We start from the raw sequence: 22,386 nt of genomic DNA, 5'->3' as shown, positions 1-22,386 counted from the left end.
AATGTCTATTAATATAGAAGTTACCGATAATATTAATAAGGTAATTGAAAATGTAAATGCTGAAAGGAAAAAAGTGGAAAAAGCAGCGGTGAGGGCATTGAACAAAACAGCACTATGGTTAAAAACGCAAGCAGCTAAGGAAATTAGTGAGGAAAAGAAGATAAAATTAACGGTAATGAGAAAAAGGCTAAGAATTTTTAAGGCTAAGACAAGTAGGTTAGATGTATTAATGAGAGCAAATTTATATGATATTAGGGTATCAGCAATTGGCAAGATGAGACAAACAAGAAAAGGAGCGAAAGTAGGAAAACATAAGTTTATAGGAGGATTTATGGCAACAATGCCAAGAGGAAATAGTGGTGTTTTTAGGCGTGAAGGAAGAACAGCTTTGCCAATACAAGAGGTAAAATTAGGACTGGAACCAGAAGCATCAAAAATAATAAAGGAGCTAGTTAATTATGAAACAGAAGGGATATTTGAGAAATATTTTGAGCGTGAATTAAACTATATTGTAAAAGTATGATTTTAATTGAGTTGCACAAAGCAATTTGCAGAATGTTGAAGAAAGAAATACCAGCGATACAGACATGTGAAATATATCCAATGATAAGAAGGGAAATAGTAGCACCAGCGGTATTTGTGGAATTGTCAAGTTTAGAGCAAGGAAAAGATTCAGGAACAGAAGAATTAGCCCTGAAAGCAAGATTTGAGGCACGAATTGTGATTGATAGCACAATAGAGAATGCAGCTATTATTGTCAGAGAATTAGCTGCTGAGGTTGCGAGAGTAGTAAATAAAAATACTTGGAACGTAAAAAATGTTTCGCCAGGTGAATTTATATCAGCAGAAATTGACGGATTTAGGCCAGAATTAGACGCGTATTTAGTGTGGATGGTAGACTGGGTGCATGAAGTACACTTGGGTCGATCTATTTGGGAAGAGGGAAAATTTATGCCACACAAAATAGAAATCGGTGAAATAAATGTTGGAAAGTAATTTTGCTATTTCAGAGTTGCAAAGAAAGTTAGCTAACATTGTACGTATTGGGCTTGTGAAAGAAGTAGATTATGAAAAAGCGAGAGTAAAAGTGCAAATAGGGGAATTTTTAACAGATTGGTTGCCATGGATAACAAGTAAAGCAGGAAAAGATAGAAATTGGTCTCCTCCAGATATCGATGAACAGGTTATTATACTTTCTGCGCTAGGAGAACTATCATTAGGGGTGGTATTAGCAGGAATATATCAGGAAAAATACCCTGCACCAGAGAATAAAAAAGAAATAAATAGTGTAAAAATTCAAGATGGGACAAGATTGTTATATGATAAAGAGAAGCATCATTTAGAGATTGAAGTAGTGGACAAAATAACATTGAAAGCTGGGGAATCAAGTATAGAGATGACAAGGAGCGAAATAAAACTGAAAGCAGATAGAATAGAACTTAATTAATTGGAAAATGAATAAATCAGTTGTGCGAGTAGGAGATTATTGTGGAGAAGCAACACCACATTTTTGCATTAGCGGCAGTAATAATGTTTTTGTAAATGATTTCCCAGTCTGTAGGAAAGGAGACAATTTTAACGAAGGAAAAGTAATGATTCAAGGATCAAAAACAGTGTTTGCAAATGGTCATGGTGTAGGAAGAGTAGGGGATTCAGTATCTTGTGGGTTAAAAGTAATAAAAGGCAGTAAAAGCGTCTTTGCAAAATAGAAATGAAGGGTATGGATGGTAAAACAGGAAAAGCGTTAGAAGGAATAGAGCACTTAAAGCAATCAATAATTGATATACTTACGACTCCTATAGGATCACGAATTATGATGAGGAATTACGGGTCTAGGCTATTTGAATTATTGGATAAGCCAGTTAATCGTGATTTAACACTAGAAATTTACGCAGCAACTGCAGAAGCTTTGGAAAAATGGGAAAAAAGGTTTAAATTAGAAAAAGTAAAAATGACAGAAGTAAAAGAGGGAAAAGTAACGCTTGACCTGGAAGGGTTGTACGTACCAATGGGGAAAAAGATTCGCTTCGATGAGGTTGTAGTATAAAGATGCAGCAGACTAACATTATTGAGCCACTGAACTTCGAAGAAATCTTTTCACGTATGAAAGAAGAATTAATAAGTCGAGATGAAAGTTTTACGGCATTAGTAGAAAGTGACTCAGCGATGAAGGTATTAGAAGTAGCAGCCTGGAGAGAGCTTTTGCTGAGACAAAGGATAAACGAAGCAGTAAAGAGTAATTTACTTAAGTTTGCGACAGGAGAAGATCTTGATAATTTAGCTGAATTTTATGGAGTGGAGAGGCAGAAAGAAGAAGATGACGAACGTTTTAGAAAAATAATTAAAGCAAAGATAATAGGCTGGAGCACGGGAGGAAGTAAAGAACACTATCGATATCATGCACTGTCAGCAGATAGTAGAGTAAAGGATGCATTAGTAGAATCACCTATACCAGGGAAAGTACAAGTTTCAATCTTATCCACAGAATTATCCACACTGCAAGAAGAATTACTAGAAATTGTCAAAAATCAGCTAAACAGGGAGGATGTGAGGATTTTAACAGATACAGTTGAAGTGGTAAGTTGCAATATGATAGAAATAGATATCCACAGTAAAATTAGCATTAAAAGACCAGATATTATTGAAACGGTGAAGAAGAAATTTATCGAAAAATTTGGAACAACGAAAAGATTAGGATGGAAGGTAACAAGATCATGGATAATAGCCAATTTGTTTATGGAAGGAGTAGAAAACGTGGAATTAATAGAGCCAAGAGAAGACATAGTTGTGAAAGGAAATGAGTGCGCTTTCTTAAAAAGTTTAAATGTTGAGTTAAATTAATGCTATTACCGCCAAACGCAACAAAAAAGGAAAAAGCGCTGGTTGATGCAATAGATTACAAAGTAGATCCTGGTTGTATCAGAGGGTTTAAATTTAGCCAAGGGGAAAAAGTGTTGCCATGGATAATAGAGGAATATGGGCTAGGAGAAATCCTACATTGGGTAAAAGACAAAAGAAAGGCGATAAAAAAAGGGATAAAATTTCAGCGTTTAAGAGGAACACCTGCTTCACTGAAAATAGCACTAAAATGGGCAAATATAGAAGATATTACAATTATCGAAGAACCATCTGGCAAGCACTTCTTTGAACTGCAGATAGGGATAAAAGATGTTCCGAATGACTTCTTCGTTGATGCAGTAGTAGAACTAGCAAAACTATCATTGCCTGCAAGATCGAGGCTAATGAGGATTTTTAACGATTATTACAACATTAGCAGGTTCATATTGGATGAGAGTTTTTTCGGAAGTTTATTATCGGATTATTCCGGGGTAAAAATAGAAAAAGATGGGCCAGTTTTATCATTTGGAAGAGTAAATTTTTTCAGGTCTCATGGTCCGGTTATTAGGATTGTAGAAAACTATCTACGCGATCATTATGAACGAGCTTTAAGCAATGACATATATCGCTTGGATGTAGCAATACTTGGAGAAACCGAGCCTCATACTAAGAACTACAACGGTATTTATGAACGAAATCATGTGTGGTATAACTTCAAAGCGCTATATCCGCTACCACAGAGCTTATTACCTAAGATTAAGTTTGCTAAAGCGCAGATAGTATTATCAGATAGCTGGAACTTAGGAGAAATAAACGCGTGTTTTCCGGTTACGAGTGGAGAAGAGAAAGGAAGTAAATTTTTACTAGGAAGTGATAAACTATCTGAACAACTGTGGAATTTAAAACACAAGCCAATTTTAGAAAGGTTTAGCGTTACTCACCACTACAAAGTAGAAGATTTTACCAACCAAAAAGTTATAATATTTGGTGTGGCAGAGCACAATATTCATTTTGAAAGGGATTTAAATTCAGAGCAAAAGGATTCAATACATGAACCGGAAAATTACGTTTTAGTGTTTTACCCAGGCGTACTAACGTGGCACGAACATCGTCATTTGAACAGAGGTTGGGAAGAGAAACAAGTAATATGTTTAATGCATTAAGCATATATATTTATATCTTCATATACTATATTAGTATTTAGTTAAAAAGGTGTACTACGCGAAAAAAGACTTGCCTTTACCAAACACACTGGGCTCTTGAATGCAGTAAATATAATTTGTCTGGCGCTAGAAAAGATAATTTTGTGAGGTATGAAATGGGGTTCAGCGAAGAAAAGAAAGAATCTTTTAACAAGTTTTTTAAAGAAGTATCAAGGAATGGATTTAAAAATATTAATAAAAGGGATGAAAAAGGAGAAACAGTATTGCACCATGCAGTAGAAAATTCCGATCACAAAACAGTGAGGAATTAATAGTTAAAGAAACGGAGATCAATGCAAGAGATAAAAATGGTTATACGCCACTGCACTGTGCAGTATTCGCAAAAAGTTTAGAAAATGTAAAAGTACTGCTAAGGTCAGGAGCGGAAATAAATGCCACTCAATATGTCAGTGGATGTACGCCACTGCACTCTGCATGTAAAATAGGAGGAGCAGGAGTTGAAATAATAAAGAGCTAGTAAAAGCAGGATCTGAAGTTAATCAACTGAATAAGTATGGTTCAACACCAATGTATTACATATGGGAAAGTGAAAAGTATTGTCTATGTGATGGGAAGAGAGTGAAAGGCAAGTAAAATTTTGAGACAAAAGTGGAGTAAAAGTAGAAAACTGACGTGCTATGGAATAGAGGGCTAGTGGGAGAAATAGCAGACAAGTTGGATAGAACTATATGCAAGAATAAAAAAAGTCGAAAAAGAAAAGACAAATCAATGTAAAATCATCGCGAAATGATAGATGAGGTGGTGAGATAAAAGGACATCAAGAAAATGAGTGGGTAAAAGAAAAGAGGATGCACTAAAAAGAATTGAGGAACTCAGGTAAAAATATTAAGGGGACAAAGGGCTGCATTATACAGTAGACGGAAAAACAGTGAGCTTAATAGTTGAAAAAGAAGCGAATGAATGCAGCAGATGTAAAGGATATACACACACCAGCGATAACGGAGAAACGTCTAAAACAGTTAAATTGATAAAATCAGGAAATGTAAATGCTATATAATGGCATCACCGCTGCACATATATAATGGGGAAAAAGTAAATAGTGGAGGAGCTGTAACAAGGCTAAATAGAACAAGCAGATAAATTAGGATGACAACGATGGATTATGCAAAAATAGTGAGGTAACTGAAATATTGAAGAGAAACAGACAGAATAGAAAAGTTATTTGAGAAATTATGAGAGGCTGAAAATATGGAAAGAAAGGAAGAAATAGAAAGAAAGTAATGAATTTAGAGAAAAAAGCGTTGGAGAGGTGAGGAAAATATGGAAAAGGGTATGCCTAGATATCAAAGAAATACCTGATACCAAGATTAGCTTATAGAATGGGAAAAAGCGTACGGAGAAATATCAAGAAAAGGGGCAAAAGACAAATACCAAATCGAACAAAGACATAAACATAATAAAAAAAGTACGAAACAAAGGGGAAAAGGTAATAAATAACGATAAAAAATAAAGAAGTTTTATACGTCATTATCAGCAGTAGCCGGCAAAATAATGGGAATGAGTTATAATGGACCGCTCCTATTTGGAATGAGATAAGAGAATGCTGAAAGAGGTAGATGCGATATATACAGAGAAAATCAAATGAAGACAGGGCTAGAACAAAGTTTAATAGTTTAGATGCACAGCGAGTAGTATGTGAGAAGTATATAAAGCCGAGAAGGGTGGGTAGCATTGGCAAAATACGATGATGGAGGGTTCTCAGGGAGTAATTTGAATAGACCAGCGATAAAGGAATTGTTTGAAGATGTAAGGTAGGAGAAGTCGACTGTGTAGTAGTATATACGCTAGATAGGTTATCAAGAGAAACAAAGGACTGCATAAGTAACATCATTTTTAGAAGGCACCGGATAAGTTTGTAGCAGTAACACAAATATTCGACAATAATACGCCAATGGGAAAATTTGTACAAACAGTGCTATCAGGGGCGGCACAACTAGAAAGAAATGATAGTAGAGAGTAAAAAATAAAATAGCAACATCAAAGAAAGAACAGGGGTTATGGATGGGTGGAACACTTGGGTATGATGTAAAAGATAAAATTAATAATAAATGAAAAAGAAGCAAAGACAGTGAACATATATTTGAAAGGTATGTAGAGCTGAAGTCAATGGCAGAGTTGGCGAGTTGAACAGAGGGATATCGAACAAAAGCAAAATCAGATATTTTTAAAAAAGCAACAGTGAGAAGAATAATAACAAATCAATATCGGCGATAAGACATTAGACAAACAATTGTGAGGCATGAGGCGATAATAGAAGAAGAAAAATGGCAAAAAGCGCAGGGATTGATAAGGAATCAACCATATAAAAAAGGGAATAAGGTAAGATTAAGAAACTGTGATGTAATATATTGACGGCAAAAAGGAAAATAAAAGGTATCGATACTACGTATGCAATAATCATTTAAGGGGAAAAAATTGTGAATCAGTGAATCGAACAATAGTAGCTGGAGAAGTGGAAAAAGAAGTAATGAGGAAGACAGAGCAGCTATATGAAAATTGGAAAGAAAAGACCGAAGAAGAGTGGAAAAATTTAAGTTTTGGAAAGCAGAAAGAAGTAGTGAAAAAGTTAATAAAAGGAGTAATGGTAAAAGGAGATGGAATAGAAGTGAGTTCAGAGGATAAGATAGAATTTATACCAATAAAGAAGAAAGGAAACAAATGTGTAGTAATGGAACCTGAAGGAAAAACGAACAATGCGTTACTGAAAGCAGTGGTAAGAGCCCATCTGTGGAAACGGCAACTAGAAGAGGGAAAATATGGAAGTATAAAAGAGCTGAGTGCCAAAATTAATATAGGTGCAAGACGTATACAGCAGATTTTAAGGTTGAATTATTTAGCACCAAAGATAAAAGAAGACATAGTAAATGGGAGGCAGCCAAGGGGTTTGAAGTTAGTTGATTTAAAAGAAATACCGATGCTGTGGAGTGAGCAAAGGGAGAAATTCTATGGTCTTGATTTATAAAAGCAACAGAAAAGGGCCACACAAAAAGATGTTGAAATTGATATAGAAAAGTAAGTCAATGTTACAGAATCAATTATGCGAAAATATCAATATAAATAATGAAGATTTTAGCATATCAGATGCAATAGTGATAAAAAATGTATCCAACTTTAACTGCATATTTTAATAGTAGATTTGGAGGAAAATTCTGTAAACATCAAAAAAAGCAATACTCTAAACTTCAGCACACAACTCCACGAAGTAGTACATGTCGAGCAATCTATAGCCTCTTTGAATCTGAAAGTGTACTTGAAAATTCATAAGCACTAAGTAAGTTTTTTAAGTAAAATAATTTCTTTTTTAACTTAATAAATAAACTTTCCCCTTCATTGTTGTGTCACAAGTCATATACAAAGCTATGGTCTACTTACAAGCAGTGCCTTATGTTGGCTTTTTCTATTTTTAACTCATCCATACTACAGCTTGGCAAGCTTGAATAGCATAAGGAATCTTTTTGTTCTTGCGTTTGTTTTGCCAAGGCCTTATTTCTATAAAGTAGGGGTTGAAAATGATCATGGCCTCCATTTACCATATGTAAGGCACTATTGTGACTATAATCTATCTTACCTGCTTTTGATCCTGAGCTATCTATTAACTGATGCAAGAACGGATCTTGTTGCTTATCAATAGTGTGCAATGGGTTACTTTCTGCAACATGCAATTTCACACCATACTTATCACAAAGTACTCTGCCCTCGATATCGGAACGTCCCCAAAATTCATTCTTTCCAATGCTATTGATATATTGGTTACACGTAATTCCACGATTTACGAGCTCACTTTCAACCTCATCAAAGTCATTGCCAATTTTACTTATAAACCACTCTGGAGGATTGTCTTGCGCAAATCTCTTACACTCATTCCTTAACTGCTCTACAGTAACTTTGATTCCCTTCTGTTGTTCTAGACTTTGCCTGAATGAATCAAAAAAACAGCTTCCATTATTGATTGTGTGCCCTAAATAGAAGTCATCAGGTATGTTTGATTTTTGCTCTTTATCACCTTGTTTTTCTACCTTTTCAATAATTTCTTCCTCTAAACCAAAAATCTTACTCCAGTTGTATTTACCTTCTAACCCCAATTTTTTACTTTCCTTTTCTGCTGCTTTAGCTAAGTCTGTTTTAGAAATATCCCCTTTTTCTTCATAGAACCTAGATAAAGTTTTAAAGATGTCTATCAGGTAAGTTTTTATGTCAAAATTCTTCTCCTTTTGTACAATATTAGACTCAATATTGCGTAAATCTTGTAATAACTTATGCCTTCTAGCAATTTCCTCCATAGAATCCCTTCTTAACTCTTCACGTTCTGTCCATTTGTTGTTAGACTCGCTTATTACTTCAGGACGCATTAATTTTCTAGACCTTTCAAAATATCCCTGTTCAATAGCATTGTAGACCGAGTAGCCACCGAGCGCGCAATCATTGCCTAACTCTTCTTCGCGACCTTTGAATTTTTCTAATATTTCTTCTCTATTACTCACTTCTACTATAATCTTGCTTTTATCCTGTATGTCAGGATACAGTCTAAGGTCTATATTTCCCAAACTAGTATAGAAAGTTAATACTATATCGCTGCCTTCTGTAAGATCTGTGTAATACCTTATGCCGTTTTCGGTTATAATTTCCATCTTACTTTTGCCAATTTTTATTATATCCCTTCTATATGATTCCTGAATTAGTTCCAGATTTCTTGTTCTATTTGTGATTCTTGCAACATCTATTATACTATCCTCTGAGTATTCTAAGTAAAATACATTATTATCGATTTTTCCATCATATAGTTGACCGCTGGTAGCAGCCTTTGCAATTCTAAAAAATTCCTCAGCATTACTAACATACTCTAAATGAGCACTGATCATATTAGCCTTATGAGCTTTGAACTTTAATTCTATTGTATCAATGACTTTTAAACTTTCTGACCTTTTTAACTTTGCTCCTCTTGATATTAATGTACATACTATATCACTGGCAATTCCATAGCTTCCTTCTATCTGAGCAATTTTTTCTAGTACGTGATCTGCAAAGTAATAATCTTTGTCTTTAGCAAAATTTAATCTCATTCCAGAAGCTATAATCTCATTTACAACTTCTTGTAATTCAATCATGCTTTTAGCTTTTACTACCTTACTTAAAAACTCATTGCGTTTAGCAAGGTAATTTATTTGATAAATCTCTGATAAAAAACTATCGCATTTTTCATAATTGTCTTGTTTTTTACCTATAAAATCAGCTGCTCCTGCTTTTAAGAGCAAGGCTTTTACATTAGGAAATTGACGAGATGGCGAATCAAGAAGTACTGAACTATCATCCTTAACATTTAAAACTATCTTTAAGTCGTTGTCATTTTCATATTGATTTAAAAACTTTCTTAGATTTTCAACCTCTGGATCATAAGCATTATCCCAATCTTCATCAGAACTTGTAGCGAGAAGCATTTTACCTAGTTGCTCTCTTAATTTTTTTTGACTATTAGTTAATAAACATCCTATAATGTTGTCATTATCAATTGCAACTTGCAGTGGAGTTTTTCCATCGTTATTTTTTATGCTTAAATCAGCTCCTTTGCTTATGAGCAAATCCATAGTTTTTCTGCTTTGATCACTACACTTAGCAGCATAATAGTGTAAAGGTGTGTTACCTTTTTCATCTTGTATATTTGGATCAGCTTTTGCATCTAAGAGATACCCAAGATCTTCATATCCACTAGAATAAATAGCAGTATCATGCAAAAGTGTTTTACCTTTATTATCCTGCATATTTAGATCAGCACCAGCTTTGAGAAGAGAAGGAATAATTTCGTCGTATTCGAGAAACACGTTCAATATTGTTGTTCCTAGATGCCCTCTTTTTAAATTAAGAACGTACTTCAGGTCTTTATTTTTCTCGTTACTTTCTAAAAACTGCTTAAGATTTGAAAATGAGTCATAATTTCCCATATTAAAATCTTTTATAATACTATTGAGTAATTTTTGATTTAACTTTTTTTGACTCTCTTCCAGTCCTAAGTTAGGTGCATGAATAAGCCACTCATCTATTAAATCCTCTAAGTATTTTTTATCATCTATCAAACTTCTATCAGCCGAAAATAAATCTCGCTTAATGAATTCATAATAACTATCTACTGGTAATCCAGTTGCTTCTGTTTTTGGGCTACCTATTTCTGAAAACTCTTGTCCAGCACTTAGGTCACACTTCAGTTTTTGCTCATCAGTGTGTTTGCTTTGTTCACTGATAGGTTCTGCAATATATTTTACTGACCCTGTATCCATATTACCTCCTAGCTCTAGATATAGAATATATTATATAGAATGTGTAGTATGTGTCAAGTTAATTTCAACATAATTTTTTTACTACTCATATTTTTGTTAAGTTTTTATGGTGAGTACTGCTAGGTTAAAAGTTGTTTATTACTGGAAGTTTTAGCCAATTTTACTATAGATCAACAAAATTGAGAACACCAGCTATATTTAATATATAGGAATATGATGCTTTAAAGGAGTACAAAAACTGCTGAAGCTTATACAGTAACCTGCGGAGCCACTTCAGCAGAATAAACAAACATATGCTAGTATTAGTAGAGAATTATTTATAAGTCAACTAACTTTTTAAAAAAATATTTTAGTGAAGATACCATGCTAGCTAGTGTTATAAGGAATTGAATTATTGACTCTTCCTAAGATTGCAAAAAAGGTCGTATATTTGTGAGAACAAGCCGCGTAAAAATAAGGTTATAAAAATAGAAGATTTAAATTATTTCAATAAGCTTAGGCAAAAAAGTTCGTATGTAGATATGGATGAAATGGGCTAATATAGCTAGTTTTAGCGTATAGTTAAATTGTTATATTAAAAAGTTCGTATGGTACATATGGTAGACCATCCCATCCCAAAGAAAAATGTTCTCACGGGTAGCGTTTTTTGTTGCTGGAAATGGTTGGATTATTTAAGTTATTAGCAATATATAATACTAAATTAATAGTAATTCATTTGAGAACAAAAAGAAAAATTTATGATAATTTTACATTTCAAATGGATATTGTTCTTTTTATAAAAAATATTCCTACACTATGTAAGGTCAAGTTCTAATCACATCAATTTTTCTTCCAAATTAAATCTTATCTTTTACAGTGGATCTTACGTTTAAATTATTTTATATCCAAAATTAAGGAAGTTATTCTAAACGGTACACAACTTCAGCATCTAAAGCTAGCTGATTTTAAGAAAATATCGCTCTCATGAATGTGCTTTACGGACAAAAGCTTTATTAATATCTTCTATATTATTGTTAATAAACAACCCCCCAAAAAAAATATGCAGAAATAAATTAAAAGACCCATTACAACCAACGCGTAAATATGGAGTAAAGAAATACTTCATTCACCTATTAACCTCTACCTACTGCCTCTACCATTGCTATGATCATAAACTCTATTCACTCCATCAATTTCATCCAATACAGATTGCGGACCAAAATCAATTGATATCACTCTTTCTCCGCCTAATTGCAATGCTCCCCCACCTCCACGCTGTGGATATTGGAGTTCTAAAAATTGTAATAGTAATGGATCAATTTCATGTTGAATTCCTGGACGACCTTGAATCAATCTACCCCTAGGAGAAGATAGAGAATCATTTTGGAATAATTGTGAAATATTTCTTCTCCGATTTCTAAAGTATTGTTCATTTCTTTGAGGTTGTCTAGTGTCATTTCCAATTCCTGCACTAAGAAGACCACGTATATAACCTATAATACCTTCACCTTTCTCTCCAAAGTTACTATTTCCCTGTAAAGCTTGATCAATAGCTTGGTTAATATCCCTAGCATTTTCGTATGCCCATATGCCACAATTATGGCCATCTGTTTGCTGATGAACGGAAACATCATGGACATTATCATCGCTAATATCACATTCTCTTAAAGCTCCTCGAATATTATTGTCAATACGACTATCTGGACCAAGTGAATCAGCATAATACCCATAATAATTTCCATTTTGGTGGACAATAACTAATGTAACCCAATGACGATTACCTACATTAATAATAGCAGTTAATCTATCTTTTTCACCCGAATCTACTTTTTGTTTAAAGTTATCTATGTTACTACTTAATAAGTCCCTACCTGTTGGATCATTTTGATTTCCATCGACTCCTACTGAAGTTATTGCAAAATCATGACGATCATTAGTTGGATTAGATCGATCATCATGGAAAGTATATTGTCGTGCAGCGAAAAACATGTCATGAGTTTGTAGCCAATAACGGAAATTTTGATTTTCTGTTGCAAAGTCTAGTGCAAGTAGATTATGCACATCTTCTATTTCACGAGCGTTGTTTCTACGAAGGATAGTGTTTATTTGTTGTAATATTCCTTGTGCTGTAGAAGTACCACCTCCCCTTATTCTTGACCTTAATGTTTCTATTGCCTGTGCTCTAGTACCTTGCAAGTAACTAAATGGAACGTGCAGATTATCATCTATATCAAGCAAAAAAATCGAGTTCTGTCCTGGTCTTTTTTCCATGTAAAAGCGCCTGAAATTTTCACGAGTTTGATCTGACAATAGATTTTCTGGTGGATTTTCATCAATAACACTTTCAGGTCCCACTAATACTTCTGGTCTTGAGTCATGACCACGACGATCAAGTCTATGTACATACACTGCTTGTTGTGGAAGAGATATAAAGTCTTCTGCTCTCTGTGCACCTCTATTAAATACAGCATAAGACAAAACCACCTCATTTCCAGAAGTAATAGGCAAATATCCCCTTTGTTTGCTCATCAATTCTGTTATTTTGTACCTTGCCTCGTCTTGCTCCTGTTCTACTTCTTCTGCATTATCAGCAAATCCTAATACATATCCAATTGGGTGAGTATCTGCTGTAGGTTGTCTTAATAATAGAAGACCTAGTCTCTGTTCTGTAACTCTTGTAAGTATTACCCTTTCTCCTTCTTCTTCCTGCCACCTTTTTAAACTATATGTTTGACCAACTTTATACATAGCAAGCACTTTATAAGGATTATCACTAGCATAAAATGTACCATGTAGTATAGAGCGAAACTTATCTTTGCTATTTACATCTATTATCATATTGCCATGCGTATCTTCTGGCATTAATACTGCAGAAATGTTTCTAAATAATTCTTGATGCTGAAATCTATCTTGCCAGCCATCATTCATAACTTGATTTAAAGCATTATGCACATTTCCAGCATTAGGCACTTGCACAAGATTACCACCAAGAAAATTATTTGCATTATTATTTTGGTAATTGTGATATAAACCAAGGTTATCTGTATGAATATTAAGGCCAAGTTGATTATTAAGTGTGCATGAAACTTCCCGTACATGAACATTATTTCCGTCAACATTAAGATCTTGTAAATTGATGGCTCCTTGTTGTACAGCGTTGTTATCTCTAATATGAAGTATAACTATATCAGAACCTTGAGTATGGAAGACCATGGTTAAAGCATGATTCTCATCACCATATCTAAATATATACTTTCTTACACGTTGTTGAACTGCGTTTACTAATCTGAACTCTTCTAAAATACTATTCCCAAAAGCAAAACCAGTTATGCAATCAAATATTCTGTTATAATTCTCTGCATTTCTTGGTATTTCGTTAGGAAGATGTTGAAGCAAGAAATCTCTAATATTTTCTCTAATTCCTTCATCCTCCAAACACTCAAATAATCTTTGTACCAAAGGAAATCTATTCTCTAAAAACTCTACTGTATCAATACTAAAAGGATCTATATTCAGATTAAAATTTAATCCAATACAAACAGCATTTCTTGATTCAGTGTGAATAGATATAAATGAAGAAGCATGTAATCTTTTAGCATCAGCTCTAGCGCGGTTTAATGCAATATCAGACGATGTCCTCCATCTAGTAACATTAATAACGATAGGAATGTTTTCTCTCTCTGCCTGATGACATATAAGAAAAGCAACATATGAATTTCCAGGAGACAAGTCAAGGTCAATATCTATTGTGTAGAGATGAATAAAATTTGCCAACAAACCTAAGAAAAATCCGTGACTCTCAAACTTTTGACTGCGATTTTGAATGTCATTTTGTAGGCTGCCTAGGTAACTACGATAGATTCGAGTTATGTATGGCAAAATTCCTTCATTTATTCCACGTTCTATATTTATTCTTTGGTTACTTGCTAGCACTTCCATAAAACTGAAAATCCCTTGCTGACCCGGTGCAACTTGCACAAAATTGACCAAATGACCAAGCTGTACTCTCTGATCTTGATTGAGTCATATACTTCCTATTTCCTTAACTGTCAACAAACTGCGTGGCGCAGGCGCATTAATCCCATTAAGCCTATTGCGTTCTATATGCCTAAGAAGGCTAATCTCAGACGCTGAATATTTAGCAAATCTATCTCTACCTTGAGAATCTTTTTCACGAATCACCTCGAATACTGTTGCAATCGCCTCTCCCTGACTCTTGCCCTTTCCATGCATGCATACTTTGTATTGCTCAAAATTTAGGTCTTCTTCCCTTAAATTTGGATTTTGCCCTCTAATCTCTCGCACTAGAGCATTTCTTTCCCTTGTACTGAACCTTAACCCATCACTATTAAGACGATCAGAAATACTGTAGCATCTGACAACTTGCTGTCCGTCACGATAAACAGCGACTTTTAGGTTCCCTGTATTTCTATTTCTACCACCTGTATCAATACCATGATTATCAAAACGAAAATACACTCTCTCATTTGCTTTTAAGATATTAGCATCATGAGCAGTAGCAAACATACTGAAAAAGAATACAGGAAGGAAACGTCCTGTACTTACATGATACAAGAAAAATGGACATTGATCTAAAAAGGATTCAAACTCTTGTCTAAAACCATCAAGATCTCCATCCACTAAACTTCTTATTAAAGACACAAAGCACCTCTCTATTTGCTAAGACCAGAAAAACCACTCACATTAATGAGTAGACTAGATTCTTCTTTTCTTATGAGAACCAGAAATACCACTCACACTAGGAGCTTCAAACTCAGACTGTGGGCCATCACCAGAACCATCAAGTGGCAAAGATACCTTAGATTGAGACCGCAAATTATTCCAAGGACCATCACCTACAGAAGGTAAAGTTACTTTCTCTAACTGAAGAAATAACTCTTCTGCAAACTTGCCGTAATCTACACCTTTCCTCTTTCCTTCCCTACCACATATTCTAAGATTTTCTATCATGACTTCTTTAAAAAGGTCAAACTTTTCAGGAAAGCAACCTTTGGCAAATGAAATCATATCTAATATTTCTTCTTTCTCTATTTTCCTATCGGGCTTACAAACATCTTCTCGTTTCCAATGTGATTAATCAAGCTCTTTTCTGTGTTTAGGCAGGGGTCTCTCCAACACATTTCAATCATAATAGGGATCTAGCTTGAACTTAGGCTCAGGATTTGAACATTTGGGATTGATGATGAGACGCCTTATTAAACAGGATTAGTGGGCCATCAGAACATAATCCATTGATTCAGCAAGAAGGGAATATACTCCCTTATCTTTCTGCAATAATTTCTGTAAAAGAGTATCTTTATCGCCTATATTCCTTACACAAAAATCTAAAATAGGAGCGTCTTTCTTAACAGATTGAGGACGAGAAAGAGCAACAATAGCTTCTGTAAGCTTCTTCTCCTTATCTTTTTCCTCTAACTGATTATAAAAATACTCTACCCCTTCGCTCCACTTAAGTTTTACAGCACTGTCAAAACCTTCTACTGCATCATACTTCTTTAATTCCCCAGATTCTCTATCGATCCAGAAATCAAACACAGGACCATTTCTCTTCATGGATGATAGCAGAATGTTTCTTACATATTGATCACTGATCGGATTACCTTGACTATCTACCTCTTCTGAAGTAAATTGACCTCTAGAGAGTACAAACTGTTTGTTGAAAAAATCACCTATCTTGCCCGTTATACAGTACCTAGATGCCATACCATACCTTGGTAGTGGGTTATCGATTTCTCCTATTTTCTCTTCAGTCAATTTCTGACCTAAAACAGTATTATTTAACCTTGTACCTAACCAACAACCTTCATCTCGAAAAACATTATATAAGAATTCCAGCTTATCATCCTTAAAAAGTTTGATATACTCTATATAGGTCTCGACCCACCTTTTAATAGCTAACTTTCTTCCAGCCGCAATGTCACGATCTGTATGTTTTATCACATCTTGTAGCTTTTTAAGCACTTCAGCCTGACGTTTTGTTTCTATTGGCATTTAAACCTCCCTATATCATGAAAACAACGCTATGGTACTAAATTTGTAACTAAGTTACAACACCTAATTACTCCAGAAAGACCTATTTGATACCCAAACGTTCTGGTCAGGCCTAGAGAAATCTGTCTGGAATTATTGAGTATTTTCTAGAAATCTTAATTTGACAGCTAACACCAGGTTTTCTGGAGACTATAGGTGATGCACTTTTTCTATTTATATTCCCAAGAATAAGGTCAGTAGATATGTTGTTTTCCAGAAGAATATTAGTAAGATTAATTGGAGAAGTGCTTATGACTTTAACTAAGTGTGTTTTAACTTCGCCCTTAAGTTCTGTTCAGCAGTATCTGTTAGTGTTAGGTAAGGTTATGGTTGTAAATACAAAATCCGATCAGCAGAGGGCTGAAGATGATCTATATACTGTTTTGAGATTCAAAGAAAAAGGAGATTTTGAAAGACGGATAAGAGAACTGCTTGTTAACGATTATAAGAAACTTAAAAAACCACTGAGCAAACTCCTTGGTAAGTTAGAAAGTAAAATAAGGACTGATAAAGAGAATAACCAAGCAGCCAGAAACGTTTATGATCAAATCAAAAAATCTAAAACTAATGAAGATAAATTAAGTAATTTATTGAACTTTAAAAAACAGCTAAAAGCTTTCCTAAAAAATCAAGATGATTGTAGTATTGTGTTAAATGCGATTGACTCTGCAAGTGTTATCCCTGTTATTGAAGTTAATGGTGTGCATCCAAAAGATAGTGAGATCAAAAAGTTAAAAAAAGCTCAACCTCTCACCTCTAACAGACAAGACTTTGAAGAAGCTCTAGGATACATAGAATCACAAGAAAAAGTTATGGGAATTACATTAGAGGAAATTATGGAATACAAGCAACACTCTGTTAAGATTTTTCTACTGAACCGTGTTCATTCATGCAAAAATGGGCATTCTCAATTGCATCCTGATGTAAAAGAAGCTATAGCAATATTATCAAATGATAAGCTGAGAGCTTTCTACGATGAAGAAGTAAAGAAGAAGACGCTACAACCAATATTGTCCTACAAAGAATGTGAACAATTATATGATAAAATTAACTATGAAAAAAATGAATCTCGTATTATAATCGAAAGAGAAGAACTTGGAGAGAATGTTAGGAGGGTAATGGGAGTGAAGCGCTTTACGAATGAAAGCAGTAGAGAAGATCAGAAAAATGGTACTAGTCCAACAGGAACTTCTACAAATTATAGACAAGAGCAAGTTGCCTCTAGTGGTGATAGAACACTTTATAATAGTGATATACCTTCACTAGGTAGATCGATTAAGAGCAGCCGAAGTGCACTGTTTATGCCATTTGGAGCTTCTGTTGATACGAGTACCCCGATTAAACCTGCCAATCCATCTAACCTGGTGATTATACTGGTGGACGTTTAAGAAGAGATTAGTGGAACGTATACCTAAATGAAAGTAATAATTCGCAAAGAACAGCTAAAGATTTATAGATTTTAGGAAAATTCTCATGTAATGAAACCTAAAATTAAAAGTGATTCAAATATCTTAGACAAAATGAAGGATTAAAATGAATGAATCTCAATTTTAGAGTTAAAGTAGCAGTAAATTTGCTAAGGAAACTTGGAACTTGAAAGAAGAAAAGGAATTGCTATTTAATAAAAAAGAAAAGATGCAGGAAGTTATAAATGGGCTGAATGAGAACAATCAACGATTAATGCAAAAAATAAATGGGTTAGAAGATGATTATGAGTATTTGTTAAGAGCGGAAAAGACAAAAAGAGAAACCGAAGATTCGTGTATACAAGTGGAGGATGCAGATATACCGGAAGGAAAAGCTGAGTTATGTAAAGACTATGAAATTAAACTAGTAAAGCTGGAACAAGAGATAGATGCAAAAGGGAAACAATGTGAGGAATTGCTATTAGAAAATAGTATATTACGAGGAAATATAGAACGATTAAAGGAAGAGAATAAACGATTAGAAGGCATTGAAGAAAGCTTTAGTATCGATCCCTCACATTTTTGCTCTGTAAAAAATTTGCATGATGAGCTTATTCTAGCTAATGAACAGCCGGAAAATATTGATATATCAATCCAGGATGAGATGGATTCAAAAGTTGCCACTGAGTCTGTGGGTGTTAATGTAAAACAAGGTTATAGTAAAAGGACTAGCAACCTATCTCGAGTCTCTGAACAAAGTTCAGCAGTAAAATCTCAATTCTCAGAAGCAAGAGCTCAGAGTAGAAAGCAAATAATTTATGCCTCTGCTTCTCTTATATTATCTGGAGTATTTGCTGTTGGCACAAGTTTAACAATGTCTCATTTAGGAATATCTATTTCACTTGCTTTGACTGCATTAACTTTCCTTACATTGGGATGTTATTGTTCATATAAGGCAAGTACAACGCTTAGGAATATTGAACTTGATCGAACTTTTAAAATGGCTGATCATGAAGCTGTTTTTATGGTTCCCAGCTTATAACTATGTGGAAAAATATATTGTTTTACTCACCCCAAGAAAAGAGATAATGGGAAAGATAAAAAGGTCTATCAGTTCTCGGTGCGGCAGATTAATTTCTGACGGTGATATAGAGCATTACTTATTTCTCTAGAGAATAGGGAATTGGCGAATAGAGTTCTAGGTGTAGAAGGAGATATAGATGAAGAAAAGACCAGATTTAGTAGAAAAATATAAGGGCTTCTTTGTAAATGATAGTAAGGGAACAGCAAAGTAGTTATATTAAGGGACTGGTTTTATGTTCTGAACTCAGATTTTCGTTAGGTTATAAAAGAGTATATCGAACCTGGCTTTGAAATTTCCGGGTGTTATACGGTGATGCAGCAACTACCATGAGTAATGTTTAAGGAATGCATGCGAAATTAGCATGTACTTTGAGGCAAATTAAATTAAATCAACGGAACAGTGGAGTAATGCTGAATGGTATTCAATTGGGTTAAAGATTGGACGATTTTAATGATTTTCAAATAGAGTTAAAGTGAGAAGAGGTCCATCACTAATTAACGTTCTTTATTTGCTTTTCAGACGATTCCTAAACAACCAATCAAACCCTAAGCAAACCTCATCTTTTCTTTTAGGTAGTACTCTCTGTAAGCTTTTACTGAATGACTAGACTTATATTGATCTGGTAACGCCTGTACAAAAGGCTTTATATCGGTTGATTGAAAAACAAGCAAATTCTTATTACTATCACACCAATCTATAACTTCTTCTGATCTATGTTTTCTTTTATATCGCCAAGTATACTCTTTGCACAGCTCCCTTCCGTATTTTATTAACCAGAAAAAGTTCCCTTTGGATTGTCTAGCCCATAGAGAACAAGGGTGGTTTTTGTGAGTAAGTTTATATGGAACTTCTATATTCTGGTCTGTGATGCTGACTAAAGGATTTGGCACTTTTAATGCTATTGAAAAAACATTACTCAGTAACTGAGCAGTTTCTAATAGCATTTTTACTATATGCTTATCACATAACATTTTTGCCGCAATCTCTGGGTTTTCATCTAGTACAAAGATGTTCATCTAAACATCCAAAGAGCTTAAGTCTTTAATTTCATTAGCTGTAAGACCAGTAGTTTGAGCTATGATATCAATAGAAACTCCTGCTTTAAGTAGATTCTTTGCAACTTCAATTTCCCTCTCTTTTCTGCCTTTTTCATGTCCGATGAGGATGCCTTTTGCAGTAGCATCATCAAGTTTTTGAGCAAGGACAGCCTGTTCATCAAGAATACGTTTTATTTCCTGTTCATAGGCAATAAATTCTTTTTCTGACCAGTTGAACCTATTTAGTTCTTCATAGGCCTTTTTAATTATTAGATCACTACCTATTATTTTTTCCAGCTCTTCTTCACTAGTCTCATCTGCATATTTAAAGAAGTAGACCCATTTCTCAACAATACTTGAAAGCTGATCTTCTTTGGTTTTTGGAAATTTAGGCAACTCAATAAATATAAAGTAAAAATCTTTTAGATCATGTTCATTAGTATCTTCATCGCGAATGGTATGCTTTGACTTATACTCAGACTTATCAGGAAATAAAATACAGTCTGCTATAGCAATAAAGATAATTTCCTTAAGGTCATGATATTGATCGCCTTTGTCAGCCTGTCTTGAATAGGCTTTAGCAGCATAGTATTGAGCACGTTTTTCAAAGCCCTTAGTTTTAGCGAGCTGGTTAGGTAAGGAAGTAGTATTGCTACTACTCCCTCCCTTAGAAACGCAGCATGCAGGTTTCCCCACACTACGCTTGAGCCCCTTATCTAAGTCCTTCTTTTCTCGAACCGGCTTGTCCTTCATGATTCCTCAGAAAACATCATTCTTAATGGTGACACCAACAGTAGAGAACCTTCTCTTGAGAAAGAGCTTGCTAACATTTTTGTTTGTTTCACTCTTTCATCAAAATACTTTTTCCATTTTAAGTCAAGTGGATTTGCATCCGCCCTGATTTTAACATGTCGTCTGATAGGTATATCAATCAACCTAAGCAGTCTTAAATACCTTATCTCTTTCGGTTTGTTCTTGCATATGGGTGCAGCAAAGACCCATTGGCGTTGTTTCATTACCTTGAAGTAACGATTCTTTATCCAACGTAATCCTTTACGAGGATGTCTTTTCTTTGCCCATTTCCATAGAGCACACATAATTTCATGGTCTATTTTGTTAAAAGCTCTTTTCGCACACACATGGCTGTAGTAATTTCCCCATCCCCTTAATAGGGAATTGAGCAACTTGATTAGTACGGCCTGAGTGTTCGCTATGTTTGCCTTTATCAATGTACGTGCTTTATTAAGAAGTTTCTTAATACTTTCTTTTGAAGGTTTTATAATTAACTTCTTATTATACCTGCGTACATTACAACCAAGAAAGTCAAACCCTGTTGTAATAGATGTAATTTTTGTTTTCTCTTCGGAAAGGATAAGACCTCTCTCCTGAAGAAAGGACGATACTAGAGGTTTTACTTCATTTTCCAGTACTTCACGTGTGATTCCTGAAATGATAAAGTCATCTGCGTACCTGATTACATTTACTCCACTTCTGATTTTGCTTCTTCTTTTACTGCCAAGTTTACCAAATTGACTTTCCAATGATTTTTCAAGTCCATTTAGGGCTAGATTTGCTAGTATTGGAGAGATGATACTACCTTGTGGGGTACCTGCAGTTGTGGAATACAGAGTTTTTGATTCTAGGAAGCCAGCTTTTAACCAGCTATGAAGAATTTTCTTCTCCATAGGAATATGCTTCATGAGCCATTCATGGTTAATGTTATCAAAACACCCTTTAATATCACCTTCGAGTATCCATTGTAGTTGGTTACGGCTTGCCAGTAACAAGTGACAAGCCACAGTAGCGTCTGCGCAGGATCTTTTTGGTCTAAAACCATAAGAGTGACGATCACTGATCGTTTCAGCTATCGGTTCCAAAGCAAACAAGTATAATGCTTGCATGGCTCTATCTTTTATCGTAGGGATTCCAAGAGGTCTTCTTTTGCCATTAGACTTACTGATGTATATCCGTTTTAGCGGAGAAGGTTTGTATCCTCTTTGTTTTAATAGCTTTATTCCTTGAAATTTTGTGTTGCAAGTTGACCATATTTGACGATCTACACCTGCTGTGTTTTTTCCTTGGTTTTCAGTTACTCTCTTAACCGCCAAAGCTTTGCCGCTAAAAGAGCGTGTGAGAAGGTGTTGTAAAGTTTTCACCTTACCCCATCTGCCTTGTTGGACAGCCTTAACAATACGCCTCTGTAGCCTCATAACAACTTTTTGGCATTTCTTCCAGGGTAACTGGTTCCATGCTTCGGAGTTATTGGTCCTGCAACGTTGCTGTGACACTGGGTTTAGGGTGATTGGCGGCCGGACCAATGAAGTTCTGTTTCGCGTGGACGTTCAAATCCTTATGCACAAGCATTACGGGTGGCCATAGGCAAATACAGGCTTATCCTGTTCCTTTTGTCATACAATAGTGGGTTAGGTGGCTTCTCTATACCGGTGGAATTATTATTTGCGTACATCCAGAAATGAAAAATGTAACTCATCCACATTA

The 22,386-nt window shown here is 34.8% G+C and carries 13 protein-coding genes and 5 pseudogenes; 12 read left to right on the top strand and 6 right to left on the bottom strand.

Going from position 1 to position 22,386, the window contains the following annotated elements:
• Window position 1 precedes the first annotated feature (1 nt).
• The 10 genes and pseudogenes from EA652_RS02885 to EA652_RS02835 all read left to right on the top strand — a co-directional run bounded on the left by EA652_RS02885 (window position 2) and on the right by EA652_RS02835 (window position 7,023).
• On the top strand, window positions 2-523 hold the full coding sequence (locus EA652_RS02885) for a phage tail protein (protein ID WP_006280676.1): 522 nt from the start codon (window positions 2-4) through the stop codon (window positions 521-523).
• Entirely contained in the window at window positions 520-996 is a 477-nt protein-coding gene (locus EA652_RS02880; protein ID WP_010962732.1) for a hypothetical protein, read from the top strand. Before EA652_RS02885 ends, EA652_RS02880 begins: the two co-directional genes overlap by 4 nt.
• Window positions 983-1,447 (top strand): phage baseplate assembly protein V, encoded by a 465-nt coding sequence (locus tag EA652_RS02875; protein ID WP_012673195.1) that lies wholly within the window; start codon window positions 983-985, stop codon window positions 1,445-1,447. The genes EA652_RS02880 and EA652_RS02875 overlap by 14 nt, the downstream gene beginning before the upstream one ends.
• 7 nt (window positions 1,448-1,454) lie before the next feature.
• On the top strand, window positions 1,455-1,709 hold the full coding sequence (locus tag EA652_RS02870) for a PAAR domain-containing protein (RefSeq protein WP_010082105.1): 255 nt from the start codon (window positions 1,455-1,457) through the stop codon (window positions 1,707-1,709).
• Window positions 1,710-1,711: 2 nt separating this feature from the next.
• Window positions 1,712-2,047 carry a GPW/gp25 family protein gene (locus tag EA652_RS02865; protein ID WP_007552425.1) on the top strand — a complete coding sequence of 112 codons (336 nt, stop codon included), beginning with the start codon at window positions 1,712-1,714 and terminating at the stop codon, window positions 2,045-2,047.
• A gap of 2 nt (window positions 2,048-2,049) precedes the next feature.
• A complete protein-coding gene (locus EA652_RS02860; RefSeq protein ID WP_012673194.1) occupies window positions 2,050-2,841 on the top strand; it encodes a baseplate assembly protein in 792 nt (263 codons plus the stop codon).
• The gene (locus EA652_RS02855; RefSeq protein ID WP_044471240.1) at window positions 2,841-4,001 is read left to right on the top strand and encodes a phage tail protein; all 1,161 of its coding nucleotides are present in this window, start codon (window positions 2,841-2,843) and stop codon (window positions 3,999-4,001) included. Before EA652_RS02860 ends, EA652_RS02855 begins: the two co-directional genes overlap by 1 nt.
• A gap of 155 nt (window positions 4,002-4,156) precedes the next feature.
• Window positions 4,157-4,772, top strand: a pseudogene (locus EA652_RS02850) (ankyrin repeat domain-containing protein); the annotation flags it as partial.
• Between the two features lie 509 nt (window positions 4,773-5,281).
• Window positions 5,282-5,597: pseudogene (locus EA652_RS07540) on the top strand (DUF2924 domain-containing protein).
• A 4-nt stretch (window positions 5,598-5,601) separates the two neighbouring features.
• Window positions 5,602-7,023, top strand: a pseudogene (locus tag EA652_RS02835) (recombinase family protein).
• 406 nt (window positions 7,024-7,429) lie between these two features.
• Here EA652_RS02835 and EA652_RS02830 read toward each other — a convergent pair.
• From EA652_RS02830 to EA652_RS07535, 3 genes and pseudogenes are all read right to left on the bottom strand, one after another.
• Window positions 7,430-10,330, bottom strand: coding sequence for an ankyrin repeat domain-containing protein (locus tag EA652_RS02830; RefSeq protein ID WP_121692673.1), 2,901 nt, complete (start codon window positions 10,328-10,330; stop codon window positions 7,430-7,432).
• Between the two features lie 1,119 nt (window positions 10,331-11,449).
• Window positions 11,450-14,950: pseudogene (gene cifB / locus EA652_RS02825) on the bottom strand (cytoplasmic incompatibility factor CifB).
• Between the two features lie 75 nt (window positions 14,951-15,025).
• A pseudogene (locus EA652_RS07535) lies at window positions 15,026-16,321 on the bottom strand (cytoplasmic incompatibility factor CifA).
• Between the two features lie 242 nt (window positions 16,322-16,563).
• Here EA652_RS07535 and EA652_RS02810 point away from each other — a divergent pair.
• Together EA652_RS02810 and EA652_RS02805 are read left to right on the top strand one after the other, a co-directional pair.
• Complete coding sequence (locus EA652_RS02810; RefSeq protein ID WP_244942335.1) at window positions 16,564-17,748, top strand: hypothetical protein; 1,185 nt, start codon at window positions 16,564-16,566, stop codon at window positions 17,746-17,748.
• 205 nt (window positions 17,749-17,953) lie between these two features.
• Window positions 17,954-18,808 (top strand): TomO hydrophobic C-terminal domain-containing protein, encoded by an 855-nt coding sequence (locus EA652_RS02805; protein WP_244942334.1) that lies wholly within the window; start codon window positions 17,954-17,956, stop codon window positions 18,806-18,808.
• Between the two features lie 587 nt (window positions 18,809-19,395).
• Here EA652_RS02805 and EA652_RS02800 read toward each other — a convergent pair.
• Genes EA652_RS02800 through ltrA form a run of 3 tightly spaced genes read right to left on the bottom strand, consistent with a single transcriptional unit; the run spans window position 19,396 to window position 22,175 of the window.
• Window positions 19,396-19,866, bottom strand: a complete 471-nt coding sequence (locus EA652_RS02800) for a pyrimidine dimer DNA glycosylase/endonuclease V (protein WP_147737885.1) — start codon at window positions 19,864-19,866, stop codon at window positions 19,396-19,398.
• The gene (locus EA652_RS02795; RefSeq protein WP_007550849.1) at window positions 19,867-20,640 is read right to left on the bottom strand and encodes an Rpn family recombination-promoting nuclease/putative transposase; all 774 of its coding nucleotides are present in this window, start codon (window positions 20,638-20,640) and stop codon (window positions 19,867-19,869) included.
• Window positions 20,637-22,175, bottom strand: a complete 1,539-nt coding sequence (gene ltrA / locus EA652_RS02790; protein ID WP_147737889.1) for a group II intron reverse transcriptase/maturase — start codon at window positions 22,173-22,175, stop codon at window positions 20,637-20,639. Before ltrA ends, EA652_RS02795 begins: the two co-directional genes overlap by 4 nt.
• Window positions 22,176-22,386 lie beyond the last annotated feature (211 nt).

The sequence above is a fragment of the Wolbachia endosymbiont of Drosophila ananassae genome (genome assembly GCF_008033215.1).
GTDB classification, from domain to species: Bacteria; Pseudomonadota; Alphaproteobacteria; order Rickettsiales; family Anaplasmataceae; genus Wolbachia; species Wolbachia pipientis.
Note: the sequence above shows the minus strand (reverse complement) of the source record. Positions and strands in the feature narration are given on the sequence as shown.